Origin of the sequence: Kitasatospora sp. MAP5-34 (assembly GCF_029894335.1) — a bacterium.
Classification (GTDB): domain Bacteria; phylum Actinomycetota; class Actinomycetes; order Streptomycetales; family Streptomycetaceae; genus Kitasatospora.
In genome coordinates, this window is the sequence record NZ_JARXZC010000035.1 from 11,883 (window position 1) to 27,126 (window position 15,244).

14 protein-coding genes are annotated in these 15,244 nt (G+C 70.1%); 8 read left to right on the forward strand and 6 right to left on the reverse strand.

Features of this window, described 5'->3' with window-relative positions; all coding sequences use genetic code 11:
- The 5 genes from hypB to hypE all read left to right on the forward strand — a co-directional run bounded on the left by hypB (nt 1) and on the right by hypE (nt 5,718).
- On the forward strand, nt 1-768 hold the full coding sequence (gene hypB, locus P3T29_RS24685) for a hydrogenase nickel incorporation protein HypB (RefSeq protein ID WP_280718809.1): 768 nt from the start codon (nt 1-3) through the stop codon (nt 766-768).
- Entirely contained in the window at nt 765-3,125 is a 2,361-nt protein-coding gene (gene hypF, locus P3T29_RS24690) for a carbamoyltransferase HypF (protein ID WP_280718810.1), read from the forward strand. The genes hypB and hypF overlap by 4 nt, the downstream gene beginning before the upstream one ends.
- A 43-nt stretch (nt 3,126-3,168) precedes the next feature.
- Nucleotides 3,169-3,495: a HypC/HybG/HupF family hydrogenase formation chaperone gene (locus P3T29_RS24695; protein ID WP_280718811.1), complete on the forward strand. Its 327-nt coding sequence runs from the start codon at nt 3,169-3,171 to the stop codon at nt 3,493-3,495.
- Nucleotides 3,492-4,616 carry a hydrogenase formation protein HypD gene (hypD, locus tag P3T29_RS24700; RefSeq protein WP_280718812.1) on the forward strand — a complete coding sequence of 375 codons (1,125 nt, stop codon included), beginning with the start codon at nt 3,492-3,494 and terminating at the stop codon, nt 4,614-4,616. Before P3T29_RS24695 ends, hypD begins: the two co-directional genes overlap by 4 nt.
- Before the next feature lie 112 nt (nt 4,617-4,728).
- Nucleotides 4,729-5,718 (forward strand): hydrogenase expression/formation protein HypE, encoded by a 990-nt coding sequence (hypE, locus tag P3T29_RS24705; RefSeq protein ID WP_280718866.1) that lies wholly within the window; start codon nt 4,729-4,731, stop codon nt 5,716-5,718.
- A gap of 138 nt (nt 5,719-5,856) precedes the next feature.
- Here hypE and P3T29_RS24710 read toward each other — a convergent pair whose 3' ends face one another.
- Nucleotides 5,857-6,243 carry a DUF6188 family protein gene (locus P3T29_RS24710; protein ID WP_280718813.1) on the reverse strand — a complete coding sequence of 129 codons (387 nt, stop codon included), beginning with the start codon at nt 6,241-6,243 and terminating at the stop codon, nt 5,857-5,859.
- 308 nt (nt 6,244-6,551) lie between these two features.
- Here P3T29_RS24710 and P3T29_RS24715 point away from each other — a divergent pair, with 308 nt between their 5' ends.
- Nucleotides 6,552-6,902, forward strand: a complete 351-nt coding sequence (locus tag P3T29_RS24715) for a DUF488 family protein (protein WP_280718814.1) — start codon at nt 6,552-6,554, stop codon at nt 6,900-6,902.
- Between the two features lie 73 nt (nt 6,903-6,975).
- On the opposite strand, the gene P3T29_RS24720 is transcribed toward P3T29_RS24715, so the two are convergent.
- Nucleotides 6,976-7,167 carry a DUF1508 domain-containing protein gene (locus P3T29_RS24720; RefSeq protein WP_280718815.1) on the reverse strand — a complete coding sequence of 64 codons (192 nt, stop codon included), beginning with the start codon at nt 7,165-7,167 and terminating at the stop codon, nt 6,976-6,978.
- A 530-nt stretch (nt 7,168-7,697) separates the two neighbouring features.
- Here P3T29_RS24720 and P3T29_RS24725 point away from each other — a divergent pair.
- Nucleotides 7,698-9,134: a hypothetical protein gene (locus P3T29_RS24725; protein ID WP_280718816.1), complete on the forward strand. Its 1,437-nt coding sequence runs from the start codon at nt 7,698-7,700 to the stop codon at nt 9,132-9,134.
- A gap of 211 nt (nt 9,135-9,345) precedes the next feature.
- Here P3T29_RS24725 and P3T29_RS24730 read toward each other — a convergent pair whose 3' ends face one another.
- The 3 genes from P3T29_RS24730 to P3T29_RS24740 form a co-directional block, all read right to left on the reverse strand.
- Complete coding sequence (locus P3T29_RS24730; protein ID WP_280718817.1) at nt 9,346-9,615, reverse strand: hypothetical protein; 270 nt, start codon at nt 9,613-9,615, stop codon at nt 9,346-9,348.
- 246 nt (nt 9,616-9,861) lie between these two features.
- Entirely contained in the window at nt 9,862-11,247 is a 1,386-nt protein-coding gene (locus tag P3T29_RS24735; RefSeq protein WP_280718818.1) for an ABC transporter permease, read from the reverse strand.
- Nucleotides 11,244-12,188: an ABC transporter ATP-binding protein gene (locus P3T29_RS24740; RefSeq protein WP_280718819.1), complete on the reverse strand. Its 945-nt coding sequence runs from the start codon at nt 12,186-12,188 to the stop codon at nt 11,244-11,246. Before P3T29_RS24740 ends, P3T29_RS24735 begins: the two co-directional genes overlap by 4 nt.
- Here P3T29_RS24740 and P3T29_RS24745 point away from each other — a divergent pair.
- Nucleotides 12,084-12,308 carry a hypothetical protein gene (locus P3T29_RS24745; protein WP_280718872.1) on the forward strand — a complete coding sequence of 75 codons (225 nt, stop codon included), beginning with the start codon at nt 12,084-12,086 and terminating at the stop codon, nt 12,306-12,308. The two genes, P3T29_RS24740 and P3T29_RS24745, sit on opposite strands and share 105 nt — an antisense overlap.
- On the opposite strand, the gene P3T29_RS24750 is transcribed toward P3T29_RS24745, so the two are convergent.
- Nucleotides 12,301-15,045: a PKD domain-containing protein gene (locus P3T29_RS24750; protein ID WP_280718820.1), complete on the reverse strand. Its 2,745-nt coding sequence runs from the start codon at nt 15,043-15,045 to the stop codon at nt 12,301-12,303. The genes P3T29_RS24745 and P3T29_RS24750 overlap by 8 nt on opposite strands.
- Nucleotides 15,046-15,244 lie beyond the last annotated feature (199 nt).

Sequence of the window (15,244 nt, forward strand, 5' to 3'; positions counted from 1 at the left end):
ATGTGTCGTGTGGTCGACCTGCAGCAGGCGGTACTCGCCAAGAACGACATCCGCGCACACCAGCTGCGCGCCGAACTCGCCGCCCGTGGCGTCATCGTGGTCAATCTCCTCTCCAGCCCCGGCAGCGGGAAGACGGCCCTGTTGGAGCAGGAGCTGCTGCTCGCCCGCAGGCGCGGGGTGCCGGTCGCCGCGCTGACCGCCGACCTCGCCACCGAGAACGACGCCGTACGCCTCGCCCGTTCGGGTGTCCCGGTCAAGCAGGTGCTCACCGACGGGCTCTGCCACCTCGAGGCGGGGATGCTCGGCGGCCACCTGGACGGTTGGCTGCCCGAGGACACCCGGCTGCTCTTCGTGGAGAACGTCGGCAACCTGGTCTGCCCGGCCTCCTACGACCTCGGTGAATCCCTGCGGGTCGCGCTCGCCTCGGTGACCGAGGGGGAGGACAAGCCTCTCAAGTACCCCACCGCGTTCGGCCTGGCCAACCTGGTGCTGGTGACCAAGACCGACCTCGCCGACGCCGTCGAGTTCGACGAGGCGGCGTTCCGCGCGCACGTCGAACAGGTCAACCCCGGTGTGGAGGTGCTGCTGACCTCGGCCAAGACCGGAGCCGGCCTGGGCGCCCTGCTCGACCGGGCGCTCGCCGTCGCGGTCGGCGGGCCCGTCCACGCGCCGGTCATGGCCCAGCAGCACGACCACCAGCAGCACGATCACGATCACCACGACGGTGACCACGCGGAACACCACAGCCTGGCGCACCACCACTCGTGAACAGCCCCCGGCCCGGGACGGTGACCGCCCTCGCCGACACGGTGGAGCGCCGCCGGGTGACCGTCCGAGGAGTCGTCCAGGGCGTCGGCTTCCGGCCTTTCGTCTACACGCTCGCCACCGGCCTCGGACTCGCGGGTCACGTGACCAACACTGCCGAGGGCGTCATCGCGGAGGTCGAGGGCCCGGCCGAGGCGGTGCTGCTCTTCTGCGCGCGGATCGCCGACGACGCACCGCTGCTCGCGGTGGTGGAGTCCGTCGACCACCACCGGGTCGCCGTCGCGGGCGGTGCCGGCTTCGCCATCCTCGCGTCCAGCGGCGGCGGCCCGGCCCGCACGCTGGTCTCCCCGGACGTGGCCACCTGCGCCGACTGCCTGGCCGAACTCGCCGACCCGGCCGACCGCCGGTACCGGCACCCGTTCATCACCTGCACCAACTGCGGGCCGCGCTTCACCATCGTCACCGGCCTGCCCTACGACCGCGACCACACGACGATGGCCCGCTTCCCGATGTGCCCCGACTGCGCCCGCGAGTACACCGACCCGGCCGACCGCCGTTTCCACGCCCAGCCCGTCGCCTGCCACGCCTGCGGACCGCGCCTGCGACTCGTACGGACGGGCGCTCCGAAGGGAGTTGACGATCCGGTCGCCGAGGCCCGCAGGCTGCTCGGGGCAGGGGCAGTCCTCGCGGTCAAGGGTCTCGGGGGCTACCACCTCGCCTGTGACGCGGGCGATCCGGTGGCCGTGGAGCTGCTGAGGCGGCGGAAGAACCGGGGTGCCAAGCCGTTCGCCCTGATGGCCCGGGAGCTCCGTGACATCGAGCCGCTCGCGCACCTCGGCCCCGAGGAGCGGGCGTTGCTCAGCGGGCACGTCCGGCCCATCGTCCTGCTGCGCCGGAAGCCGGGGGCGCCGTGCGAGTCCGTCGCGCCCGGCAGCCCGGACCTCGGCTTCATGCTCCCCTACACCCCTTTGCACCACCTGCTGCTCGGGCTGCCCGGCGACCCGCCCGGGCCCCGGCTGCTCGTCATGACGAGCGGAAACCTGTCCGGCGAGCCGATCGTCACCGACGACGCCGAAGCGCTCGACCGGCTGGCCCACCTCGCCGACGCCTGGCTCACCCACGACCGCCCGATCCAGGTGCCCTGCGACGACTCGGTGTTGCGGATCTGCGACGGCGCCCCGCTGGCGCTGCGCCGCTCACGCGGCTACGCCCCGCTGCCCGTCACACTGCCGCTGCCGGTGCGGGCGGCGCTGGCCGTCGGGGGAGACCTGAAGAACACCTTCTGCCTCGGCGAGGGGCGGCACGCCTGGCTCTCCGCGCACATCGGGGACATGGACGACCTCGCGACCCAGCACGCCTTCGAACGCGCCGAGCAGCAGCTGGAGTCGATCACCGGCGTCCGTCCCGAGCTGCTGGCCGCCGACCTCCACCCGGCGTACCGCTCCGGCCGGTGGGCCGGCCGGGTGCGCGGCGGACGGACCTTGGCCGGGGTTCAGCACCACCACGCGCACATCGCGTCCACGCTGGCCGAACACGGGTTGGACGGCACCCGGCGGGTGATCGGGGTCGCCTTCGACGGTACGGGCTACGGCGACGACGGAGCGGTCTGGGGCGGCGAAGTCCTGCTTGCCGACTACGACGGCTACCACCGCTTCGGGCAACTGGCGTACGTCCCGCTGCCGGGCGGTGACGCCGCCGTCCAGCGCCCGTACCGGATGGCGCTGGCCCACCTTCGTGCGGCCGGTATCGCCTGGGGGTCGGACCTGCCGTGTACGGCGGCCTGCCCGCCGGATGAACTCCGGCTGATGGCAAGCCAGTTGGAGCGTGACCTGAACTGTGTGCCGACCTCCAGCATGGGTCGGCTCTTCGACGCGGTCTCCTCCCTGGCGGGGGTCTGCCAGCTGGCCGGCTACGAGGCGCAGGCCGCGATCGAGCTGGAGTCCGCCGCGCTGGACGTCGCCCAGGATGCAGGCCAGGATGCCGGCCCGGGTTACGAGTTCGGGCTGAGTTCTGGTCACTCCGGCGGTGCCGAGCTGGTCGCCGACCCTGGGCCGGTGCTGGCGGCCGTCGTCGCCGACCTGCGGGCGGGCGCCGGGCCGGGCCGGATCGCGGCCCGCTTCCATGCGGCGGTCACCGAACTCGTCCGCCGCACCTGCGTTCTGGCGCGGGAGCGGTACGGGCTGGAGACGGTCGCGCTCACCGGCGGGGTGTTCGCCAACACCCTGCTCTCCACCGGCTGCGCCGCCGCGCTGCGCCAGGACGGCTTCACCGTGCTGCGCCACCGCCAGGTGCCCCCCAACGACGGAGGCCTGGCACTCGGCCAACTCATGGTCGCGGCAAGGCCCGACGCGATCCACTGACCGGCCCGGACAGCCGGAACCCACCCACAACGAGGAGAACCCCATGTGCCTGGCGGTACCTGGCAGAGTGCTGGAGATCGAGGAACGGGACGGCACCCGGATGGCCACCGTCGACTTCGGCGGCGTGGTCAAGGAGGTGTGCCTGGAGTACCTGCCGGACCTCCAGGTCGGCGAGTACGCCATCGTCCACGTGGGGTTCGCCCTGCAGCGGCTGGACGAGGAGTCAGCCCGGCAGACGCTCGAACTGTTCGCCAACCTCGGGATGCTCCAAGAGGAGTTCGGCGATCCGTGGGAGCTGGCCGCCGAGGCGAACGGCTACCCCTGGGCCGACGATGAGACCGGAGCGGCACCGCAGGAGGCGCAGCAGTGAAGTACATCGACGAGTTCCAGGACCCGGAGCTGGCCCGGCGCCTGCTCGACGAGATCCATGCCACGGTGACCAGGCCGTGGGCGCTGATGGAGGTCTGCGGCGGGCAGACACACACCATCATCCGGCACGGCATCGACCAACTGCTGCCCGATCAGGTGGAGTTGATCCACGGCCCGGGCTGCCCGGTCTGCGTCACCCCGCTGGAGGTGATCGACAAGGCGTTGGAGATCGCCTCCCGGCCGGAGGTGATCTTCTGCTCGTTCGGCGACATGCTGCGCGTACCCGGCACCGGCCGGGACCTGTTCCGGGTGCGCAGTGAGGGCGGGGACGTCCGGGTGGTGTACTCGCCGCTGGACGCGCTGAAGATCGCCCAGCAGAACCCGCAACGGCAGGTGGTCTTCTTCGGCATCGGCTTCGAGACCACCGCGCCGCCCAACGCCATGACGGTGTACCAGGCGCGCAAGCTCGGCATCCGCAACTTCAGCCTGCTGGTGTCCCATGTGCGGGTACCGCCGGCGATCGAGGCGATCATGCAGTCGCCGAGCTGCCGGGTACAGGCCTTCCTCGCGGCCGGGCACGTGTGCAGTGTGATGGGCGTCGAGGAGTACCCGGCACTCGCGGAGCGTTACCAAGTCCCCATCGTCGTCACCGGGTTCGAGCCGCTGGACATCCTGGAGGGCGTCCGCCGGACGGTCCGGCAGCTGGAGCGCGGCGAGCACACCGTGGAGAACGCCTACCCGCGTGCCGTCCGGCCCGAGGGCAATCCGGCCGCGCAGGCGATGCTGGCGGACGTCTTCGAGGTCACCGACCGGGCGTGGCGCGGGATCGGCGTGATTCCCGGCAGCGGGTGGCGACTGTCCTCCCGCTACCGGGAGTTCGACGCCGAGCACCGGTTCTCGGTGACCGGCATCCGGACCGAGGAGCCCGCCGCCTGCCGTAGCGGCGAAGTCCTGCAGGGCCTGCTGAAGCCGAACGAGTGCGAGGCGTTCGGCACCACCTGCACGCCACGCAACCCGCTCGGCGCGACCATGGTCTCCAGCGAGGGCGCCTGCGCCGCCTACTACCTCTACCGGCGGCTCGAGACCGCCCCGACGCGCCTGGAGGCGAGCCCCGTTGCCTGACATCACCGAGACCTTCAGTGCCGGCGCCCCCCGGGAGTTGGCCCTGAAGTCGGCGCCCGACCTGCTCGCCTGGACCTGCCCGGCGCCGCTGCGCGACCAACCGCGCGTGGTGATGGGCCACGGCGGAGGCGGCGCGATGTCCGCCGAGCTCGTCCAGCACATCTTCGCGCCGGCCTTCGGCGGCGAGGTGCTCGCCCAACTCGGCGACGCCGCAACGGTGTCGCTCGGCGGCGCCCGACTCGCCTTCTCCACCGACTCCTTCGTGGTGCGCCCGCTGTTCTTCCCCGGCGGCAGCATCGGCGACCTCGCCGTCAACGGAACGGTCAACGACCTTGCCATGAGCGGCGCCAGAGCCGCCTACCTGTCCTGCGGGTTCATCCTGGAGGAGGGCGTCGAGCTGTCGGTGGTGGCCCGGGTCGCCGAGGCGCTGGGCAGAGCCGCCCGGACGGCCGGTGTCGAGGTGGCGACCGGCGACACCAAGGTGGTCGAGGCCGGGCACGGCGACGGCATCTTCATCAACACCGCCGGGATCGGCCTGATCCCGGCGGGTGTCGACCTGCGTCCGCAGCGGGTCGTTCCCGGTGACGTGGTGATCGTCAGTGGTGCGATCGGCGTCCACGGCGTGGCGATCATGAGCGTCCGGGAAGGCCTGGAGTTCGGCGTCGAGATCGAGAGCGACTGCGCCGCGCTGGGCGGCCTGGTCGACACGATGCTCAGCGTCACCCCCGACCTGCACGTACTGCGCGACCCCACCCGGGGCGGGCTGGCCGCCGCCCTCAACGAGATCGCGCTGGCCTCCGGCACCGGCGTCCTGATCCAGGAGCGGAGCGTCCCCGTCCCGTCGGCCGTCGCCAACGCCTGCGCGATCCTCGGGCTGGACCCGATGTACGTCGCCAACGAGGGCAAGCTGGTCGCGTTCGTCCCGCGCGAGCACGCCGAGGCGGTGCTGGCGGCGATGCGGGCCCATCCGCTGGGAGCGGAGGCCTGCGTGATCGGCGAGGTCGTGAGCGAGCACCCCGGCATGGTGGTCGCACGCACCGGCCTCGGCGGCACCCGGGTCGTCGACCTGCCGATCGGCGAGCAGCTGCCCCGGATCTGCTGAGCGGCTCTGCCGGGCGGTCGGGGAAAGGCGGCGGGCAGCGACAGCTGCCAGCTGCCAGCTGCCCGCAGCCTTCGGCCGGGAGGTCCCCCGCGCGCGCCCGTGGGGTGCCCCCTGGGTGCACTCGACCACCGGCGGTCGTCAGGTGGTCAGGTAGCCGCCCGGGAGGGCGGTGAAGAGGGGGCCGGTGGGGCCGGTGACGACCCAGGGCTGGTCGGCGGTGTCCGGGGGGACGTCGAGGGCGAGGCCGCAGTCGAAGGAGAGGTGGAGGCCCCCGGCGAGCGTGGTGCCGGCCTCGGAGATCCGGGCGCCGGGCAGTTTCAGCAGGCCGCCGGAAGGCTCCATGGCGAGGCCGGGGAAGAAGTGCTCGACCCCGGCGATGCCCGTCACGGCTTCGCCCGTGGTCAGGCGGAAGTCGCTGCTGATCGTGACGGCGAGCCCGTCCGAGAGCTCCAGGACGAACTGATATCCGCCCTGGAGGCAGACGACCCGGCGGTCGCCGAGGACGGAGGCGAGCGAGTGTGGCATGGATCCTCCGAGAGTTCGCGGGTCCGGCTGCTTCATTGTGGCCCCCTGACCTGCTCGCGTCACGGAGTCCCCGAAACCCCGCGCGTCGATGGGCCCAGGGGTGTGTGGAGGTACGCCGCGTACCGGTTCCGCTTCCCGCCGTACGAGCCGTCAGGCAGGCGTGGTCGCACCGCCGCCGCTCGGCCTGGCCCGCCGTGCGGCGGATGCGTGGTTCCCGGCGGCATGCGGGCGACGATCGGATCAGGCCGACCCCTGCGCCCGAGACCCGAACACGCGAGACCCGAACACCCGACGAGAAGGAGCCGAGGATGCCTGTCACGTACCGGAGGATCTACGCCGAACCGGAGCCGGAGGAGGGCACCCGGGTCCTGGTGGACCGGCTCTGGCCGCGCGGGCTGCGCAAGGAGGACGCAGGCTTCGACGAGTGGCTGCGCGAGGTCGCTCCCTCGACCGAGCTGCGCCGCTGGTACGGCCACCAGCCCGAGCTGTACGCCGAGTTCAGGCAGCGCTACCTGGCCGAACTCGGTACCGGCGCACCGGCCGAGGCCCTGCGGCGGCTGCGCGAGCTCGCCGGCGGAGGCCCGGTGACCCTGCTGACCGCGACGCGCGATGCGGAGCTGAGCCACGCGGCCGTCCTGGTGGAGCTGCTGGCGGGGTAGTACGGGAACGGCGACAGGCGGCGAGCCGGCTCTCCGGCCGAAGGCAGGGGAGCCGGCCCGCGCGACAGCAGGGCTATGCCGGGGCGTTCGCGTGGTCCTGGACCTGCGCGTACGGCGCGAGCTTCCTGATCGACTCGATGCTCTTCATGCACAGTTCCTTCGACTCGTGCGGGTCGCCGGTGACGACGACCGAGCCGTTGCTCGCCTTCAGCCGGAACCGGTGCATGCCCGACTCGTCGGTGTAGAGCTCGAATTTGCCTGCCATGGAGATTTCACCTCTCGTACGTGGTCGCCCCCCTCCAGACGCACGGTAGGTGGTCAGTGACAGGAGCGCACGTCGGACGGTCCGTCAGGGGTGGGTGTCGGTGTCCGAAAGTGAGCTCTGGCCGATCCGGTGGCCTTGCGCAGCCCGCGGGTCGCCCGCGAGGCTGGGTGAACCGGCTGACCAGCAGTGTTCGTGGTGGGAGGTGAGGGGATGCCCGGTGAGTGCGTTGCGCGGGTATCCGCACCGGATGCGGCCACGTCGGCTTCGGTGCGGTGAGCCGGTCGAGACGGTTGCGGTTCCTGCCCTTGAGGCACCCGCCTGCCGAATCAGGGAACGATCTGCGGTCAGCGGTCAGCGGCCAACGTGAAGCGACGTCGCGGCTTCTCGCTGTGGCCTGACGAAGCGTCAAGTCCGCACCACTTCCCGGCTTCCAGATCGTCACCGACCACGATTCCGGCCGTCCCACGCACAGCTCAGCGCCGCTCAGTAGTCGGCAACTCTTCTTCACCGCCTGCAGGAAGGTTCCGCTCGTGCCGTCTTCGTCAACCTCCCCGCTGCTGAAGTACCGCACCTCCACCAGCCCGGCGCCGCTGCAGGCGGATGCCGACTTCCCTACCCCGGCCACCATCAACCTGGCCGTCCTGCCCGGCAGCCAGGCCGTTCACTGCTCCCGCATCGAGATCGCCGTGCCGGCGGACGACACCCGCGATCGGGCGTACTTCGCCCAGGCGCCGGTGCCTGCCAGCAGCAGCAGCGACTGGACCTTCTCGGTCCGGAAGGACACCGGGCAGAAGTTGAACCTCCCCGGGGCTCCTACGGGCTCGTACTACCTGATCACCTTCCAGCTGCAGAACCCGCAGCGAGACCTGATCAACTACCCGCTGAACTTCGGTCTCAGCGGCAGTCTGCTCTCCTCCGGCGGCCCGCTCACCTACCGCATCCTGGAGCGCTCGAAAACCTCCGCAGGTGCCGGCTACACGCAGAAGTACAGCAGGCGGACCATGACGGTCGTCGAACCCGCCTTCTACCTGCACAGCTTCCTGGCCCGGGGCAGCCAGGCCGCGACGAGCGCGCCGCTGACGAGCTTCACCTCCGGTAGCCCCATCCACCTCACCTGGGAGAGCAACGGCACCCACTTCCAGCTGTACGACGGCAAATCCAGCAGCCCCATCCAGCAGGGTTCCGCCACTTCCTTCAGCCTCCCGAACGGCATTTTCAGCGACACCACGTTCATCGTCGCGGCAACCGTGCTCTCGGGGTCCCAGGGAGCCGCCAACGGCTTCACCCCGGTCTACCAGTACGCCACTCTCACGCTCACCGTCCCCAATCCCACCCTGGACTCACTGACCGTGCGCGGTGGCATCGCCGCCCAGTCCACGGTGATCGTGAACGGACCGCTGTACGCCAACGACAACCTCGCCGTCAGTGAGGGCGGGCGAACGAAGTTCTCCACGGTCGGCGTCACCGGGGCCCGCGTCCTGGGGGACCTCTCCGCCGACTACCAGCTCAGTGTCACGGGAACCCTCGTCGCGAACGGCTTCCTCGTCGCCAACAACAACGTCATCGTCAGTGAGGCCGGGCGCACGAAGTTCTCCTCGGTCAACGTCAACGGGCTCCGCGTCGTGGGAGAGCTCACCGCCGAGTCCCAGCTCAGCGTCGCGGGAGACCTGGTGGCAAACGGCGTGCTCCATGCCAACCGGGACATCAACGTCAGCGACGGCGGTACCACGAAGTTCACCACGCTTGGCGTCAACGGCCTCCGCGTGACGAGAGAGCTCGCCGCCAAGTCCGGACTCAGTGTCGAGGGAGACCTGGTGGCGCACGGCGTGCTCTATGCCAACAGGGACATCAACGTCAGCGACGGCGGCACCACGAAGTTCACCACGGTCGGCGCTAACGGCCTCCGTGTGACCAAAGACCTCACCGCCGAGGGCGAGCTTTATGCCAAGAAGGGCGTCAAAAAGTAGCCGTGCGTACGGTGAAGTGCTGGTAGTACTTCGTTGACTGACGCTGACTGTCACCAGGATCGCCTGCGCCTTCGGCGTGCGAACGGTCACCTCCACAGCAGCCTGGCGCGCGGTATCGGTGCCCGACTCATGGTCGGACACCGATACCGGCGAGCGCAGTTCAGTTCAGCTCAGTGATCTCCGCTCGGCTTCCGCCCGGTCTCCGGGCGGCTCAGGCGCAGGAGGTGAAGGTCGGGCTGGTGTTGGCGACGTAGAGCATGGCGCCACCGCTGGGGTCGTCCGCCAGCGGGACGCTGATGGTGTCGTCGGCCGTCCACGGGATGCCGCGTGCGTCGAAGGTCCAGGTGCCGGTCACCTTCTTCGCCAGCTCCGACAGTGTCACCCAGCCGTACTGCTGCTGCGGCACGGTCACGGTGACGCTGTTGTTGACCGTGGCGGAACCGTTCCAGACGTGACTGGTGGTCAGGTCAGACTTGATCATGCCTTGGAGCACACCCACACTGGACGGGGCCGGCGTTCAGGCCGCCCTGCGCGGCTGGCTCTGAGCCGCCGCCGGGGCGCGGGCCGGCCCTGGCCACGACCTCGCGGCAGGCTCCCCGCCCCACTCCGCCCCGCGTGTGCTACGCGATGCGGTCGAAGCTGGTGGTCGGCCACCGGCTGGGCCACGGGCCAACCGGTGACCGACCTGGTCCTTCTGCTCAGGGATGCTGCCGCCCACACGCGGCGTTCATCCGGGAAGCAGATCGACGTTGCCGTCGAACTGCCAGAGCGGGTTCGGCACCGGCTTTCCCCCGCTGACGATCAGGAAGTAGCCGTTCACCTCCACCGGGCCGTCTCCGTCGGCGGTGTACCGCCCGTTCGCGGAGACATCGAGCTGGTAAATGGCTTGGGCGGTGGCGTTGTAACCAGGGACGTTCCAGGAGACCGTGCAGCGCCAGTCGTTGCCCGGTCCCGCCTGTGCACCGAGTCCTTCGCTCTTGTCGCAGGCCGCAGAGGTCTGCAGCTGCGCTTCGGTGACCGGTGGCCGGCGCATCTGCGCCTGCTGGAACCGGTAGAGGTGGGCGAACGCCGTGGCCACCGACTGCTGCACCTTGGCCTGGTCGATGCCGGAACCGCCCGCCCCGGTCGTCACCGAGAAAACACCGACCGTCGCGGCCAGCACGCCGACCAGCGGGAGGACACCCAAGGTCAGCACCCTGCGTCCGGCGCCGTCGTTGTTGAGATTGGTGAAGTCCCGGCGGAGGAAGAGCAGGTAGGCCAGTGCCGTCGCGACGACCGCCCACACCAGACTGACCCCGACGCCGATCAGCAGGGGCCCGAGTTGCCGGGGATCGGCGAACAGGCCGTTCCAGGAGATGAAGGCGTAACCCGGCAGTGCCAGGCGCACCGGGACCGGCAGCGGCAGCAACTGCGCCACCTGCATCCCGAGGGCGGCGAGCATGGGCAGGAGCAGGCCCATCGGGGATCGGCCCAGGGCGACGGACCCGAGCAGTCCGAGGCCCGCCAGGGCGAGCGTCGGCGCCAGCACGCAGACCCAGGCCAGCAGGACGTTTCCGGCCGCGTCCCCGCCGGAGAGCAGGTGGCCGTCCAGCCCGACCAGCGGCTGGTTCCCCTCCGCGAGCAGTCCGCCGAACACGCTGGAGACGGCCAGGCCCGCCACCAGCAGCCCGATCACGGTGAGGCTGGCGATCGCCTTGGCCGCGAAGATACGCCGGTGCGAGCGGACCGCGATGAGCAGATGGCGCCAGGTGCCCAGCCGGTCCTCGGAGGAGAACACGTCGCCGGCGACCATGGACGTGACCAGCGGCAGCGCCCACGAGCCGGCGACGCCGAGCACCACCAGCGGCCCGGCCCAGCCGGTGGCGTGCATCCACCGGCCGAACAGGGTGTCCGACGGCAGCGTGCTCTGCTGGTCGATCGCGAAGACCAGCAGGCCCGGACCGAGCCAGCACAGCCCGATCAGCAGGCGCACCCGCCAGGCGGAGAACTGCTTGACCAGCTCGAAGCGCAGGATGCGGGCCACCGGGACCGGGCGCGCGCCCGCTGTCCCAGCTCCGGCCCCGGGGGCGGGGGCGGGGGCGGGGGCGTCGGCGACGGCGACGGTCGTGGTCATCGGTCGGTCTCCTGCTCGGTCAGGGCGAGGAACGCGGCTTCCAGCGGTGAGACGACGGGCGCCAGCTCGCGCACCGCGATGTCGTCGCGCACCATCCGGGCCACGAGTCCGTCCATGGCTGCCACCCGGGCGCGGACGACGATCACGTCGGTGTCCGGTCGCGCCAGGGCGTCGTGGCCGTCGATGACGCTTACACCGGGCGCTGCGGCCGCGACCGCGCGAGCGGCGGACGGATCCGACGTGCGCAGCCGGTAGTCGAGTTCGCGGTTGTCATCGGAGAGCTTGGACACCGGTCCGGAGAAGACCACGCGCCCGGTGGTCAGGATGGTGACCTCGGAACACAGCGCCTCCAGATCGTCCATCCGATGGCTGGACATCACGACCGTGACGCCTTCGGCGGCCAGCCGGCTGAGCACGGCGTGCACGTGCTTCTTGCCGACCGGGTCCAGGCCGTTGGACGGCTCGTCGAGCACCAGCAGCCGTGGCTTGGTCAGCAGCGCCGCAGCCAGCCCCAGCCGCTGGCGCATGCCCAGGGAGAAGCCGCGGACCTTGGCGTCGGCGACGTCGGCGAGCCCGACCTGCTCCAATGCCTCCTCGATACCCGTGGCGGGCGCGTCAGCAGGGCGCAGCGCGACCAGCGTTGCAAGGTTCTGTTTCGCGGTGAGAGTGGGGTAGAGGCCAGGCCCGTCGACGAACCCGGAGACACCGTCAGGCGCAGCCGGCGCGCGTCCCACCGGAGTGCCCAGGATCTCCAGACTCCCTTCGTCGGCGACGGCCAGGCCCAGCAACAGGCCGAGGAGCGTGGTCTTGCCGGCCCCGTTCGGGCCGACCAGGCCGTGGATCTGACCCTGCGTCATGCTCACATCGATGTGGTCGAGGGCGACGACATCACCGAAGACTTTGGTGATGCCGCGGCCTCTCACCGCGACGGGTGTTTCCATGCGTCCATCCATTCCTCAGCCGGCGCTCGGCTGATCCTGAAGAACCGCCGGGTGGTGCACCGCAGTGCACCACCCGGCGGCCAACTCGGCGAACTCGTCCGACTCGTCAGGCTCAGCTGACGTTCAGCGCGGTGTCGTCGAGCACGAACGACGTCTGGTACTCGAAGTCCTCGGCACCGGTGAACTTCAGCGTCACCTGCTGGCCGGCGTAAGCGCCGAGGTTGAAGGTGTGCTGCGCGTATCCGGTGTTGTGGTTGAGATTGGAGTAGGAGGCCAAGGTGCCCAGGACGGTGCCGGAGCTGTTGAGCACCTGCACCTTGAGGGTGTCGTACGCGGTGGTCGTCGAGGTCTCGGCCGTGTTGACGTGCAGCCAGAAGCTGAAGTTGTAGGTGCTGCAGCCGCTGGGCAGGGTGACGGTCTGGGCCAGCGTGTCGGTGGTGGCCTTGCCCCAGCCGTCGAGCCAGGCGTCCCAGGTGCCGCTGTGCGGCGGCTCCAAGGTGCTCTTGTTGATCACCGACACGGGGCTGTGCGTCGAGGTCACGGTCCACGGCGCGGGGTTGGAGCTGCCGTTCTCGAAGCCCGCGTTGCCGAGCAGCTGCTGTGCCTGGCAGCCCGTGCCGGTGGGGGTGGCCGTCGCCTCGTTGCTCGCCGCCCCCTCGCCCACGCCGTTCACCGCAGTGACGGTGTAGTAGTAGGCCTGACCGGCGGTCAGCCCCGTGTCCGTGCATGAGGTCACCGCGCCCAGGCCGCTGCAACCGCCGCTGGTCAGCAGCGTCTCGCCGCCGCTGGTGGTGCCGCGGTACACCTTGTACGAGGTGACGTTCTCTCCGCCGGTGTTGGACGGCGGAGTCCAACTCAGCGCGGCCTGCCCGGTTCCGGGTGTCGCCGTCAGGCCGGTCGGCGCGCCCGGTACCGTCGCGGCGATCGGCGAGGCTGTGATGGTCACCGTCGAGGATGCGGAGTTGGCCGGCGAGGCGCTGTCGGTGACGGTCAGCGTCGCGGTGTAGGTACCGGCGGTGCTGTAGGTGTGGCTCGGGTTCTGGGTCGCGCTGGTGGACCCGTCACCGAAGTTCCAGCTGTAGCTGTACGCCGGGGTGCCACCGGTACCGGTGCCGGTGAAGCCGACGCTCAGCGGCACCTGACCGGAGGTCGGCGTGGCCGAGGCGGCGGCCGCCAGCGGGTTGCCGACGGCGCTGACCGTGGTCGTCACCTGTGACGTCGCGGTGTTGGCCGGCGAGGCGCTGTCGGTGACGGTCAGCGTCGCAGTGTAGGTGCCGGCGGTGCTGTAGGTGTGGCTCGGGTTCTGGGTCGTACTGCTGGTCCCGTCACCGAAGTTCCAGCTGTACGTGTACGGGGCCGTGCCGCCGGTGGCCGAGCCGGTGAAGTTCTCCGTCAGCGGCGCGTTGCCGGTGGTCGGGGACCCCTTGGCGCTCGCGGACAGCGGGGTCGAGCCCTGGACCCAGAAGTCCTCGAGCGGGTCGCCGAGCGCGGACTGGTCCGCGGTCGTCATCGGGAAGGTGGACGAGCCCAGGTTGTCGTTCGGGTCGATGACGCCGGAGTGCACGTTCTGCATCGTGCGTTCCATCGCCGCGAGCACGTTGCCCGTGGTGTACGCCACGTGCGAGACGTAGCCCTGCTTGACGTAGGTCGGCGACCCGATGACGAGCAGCGGCACGCGGTAGGTGTTGCTGACGTGGTCCGCGCCGTTGCTGCCGTTCTGGGTGTCGTCCTCGGTGACGACGATCAGGGTGTTGTCCTTGTACGTCGGATTGGTCATGATCGAGTTGACGATGTTGTTCGTCGCGGTGTCGTTGCCGGGGACGTCCTGGTAGGTGCCGGGGTGGTCGTTGAACAGCTCGACGTAGTTGTAGGCCGGCATCCCGTTGGTCTTGATGAAGTTCAGGTAGTCGTTGGAGACCGTGCTGTCGGGCAGGCTCTGGTTCTGGCAGGTGTACTCGTTGGTGTGCAGCTCTTCGGGGATGGTCGTGCCCGGACGGTTGGGCGGCAGGACCTCGGCCTTGCCGGTAGCCGGGTTCTTCCAGTAGCCGCTGCCGCTGTTGAGCATCCAGTAGATGTCGCCGTTCATGATGAACGTGTACGGGCTGGTGCCGCTGCTGGTGCCGGACGGAGCCGTGCAGGCGTTGGTGCCCTCGTCCGTGGGACCCGAGTCACTCTGCAGGAAGCGGTCGAACTGCGTGCCGTTCGACGGGTACGACTGCTGCTGGCTGCTGGACGAGGACTGCCCCGAGAACAGGAACCAGTGGTTGGGGCCGGACGGCGGCTGAACGCCGGTGCTGTACGAGTCGGACAGCGCGTAGGTCTTCGCCAGCTGGTGCAGGTTCGGCACGGAGCTGATGTGGTTGGTGCTCTGCACCTGGCCGTTGCAGCTGGGGCTGATCGTGGTCGCGCAGTCGCCGAGGTAGTCGTCGAAGGTGTGGTTCTCCCGGTAGATGACCACGAAGTGCTGGAACGGCGGGAAGTACGGCGCCAGCGGGTTCACCGCTGCGGCGGGCTTCCCCACGACCGTCTGATGGCCACCGACCGTCTGCACGACGGTCTTGTTGGTGATCTTCAGGTTCTTCGGCTGCGGGAACTTCGCGAACTCCACGCCGGGCGCGGCGAACACCGCGCCGGTGCAGTCGAAGTCGTCGGGCTTGTACGTCTGCGGACGCTTGCCGACTGGCAGGTTCTTGGCGTTCGCCGGGCTCGCCGCCGGGTTCCACCCCTTCAGCGTGCACGAGCCGACACCGGTTGCGGGGTGCTTACCGGCCCCCTCGGCCGTGGCCAGCGAGGCCCCCGCCAACGTGACGACGGCGAGCAGAGCCGCACTCGCCGATCGTCTCTTCCACTTTCTCATCGACACTCCTCCGTACACATGACGGTTCATGGTCAGATGACTACGGTCCGTATGGTTGCCGCGAAACAGACGCCGGACAAGTGGATGCGCGTAGATATCTTCTGGAACCGGGGTTTTCGTCTGGCGTTCGTCCCCTGTTGCCGGAAGGTTCGACGGCTCTTGGACCCCGAGCCCGGGTAACCATGCACAAGCGTCCAAC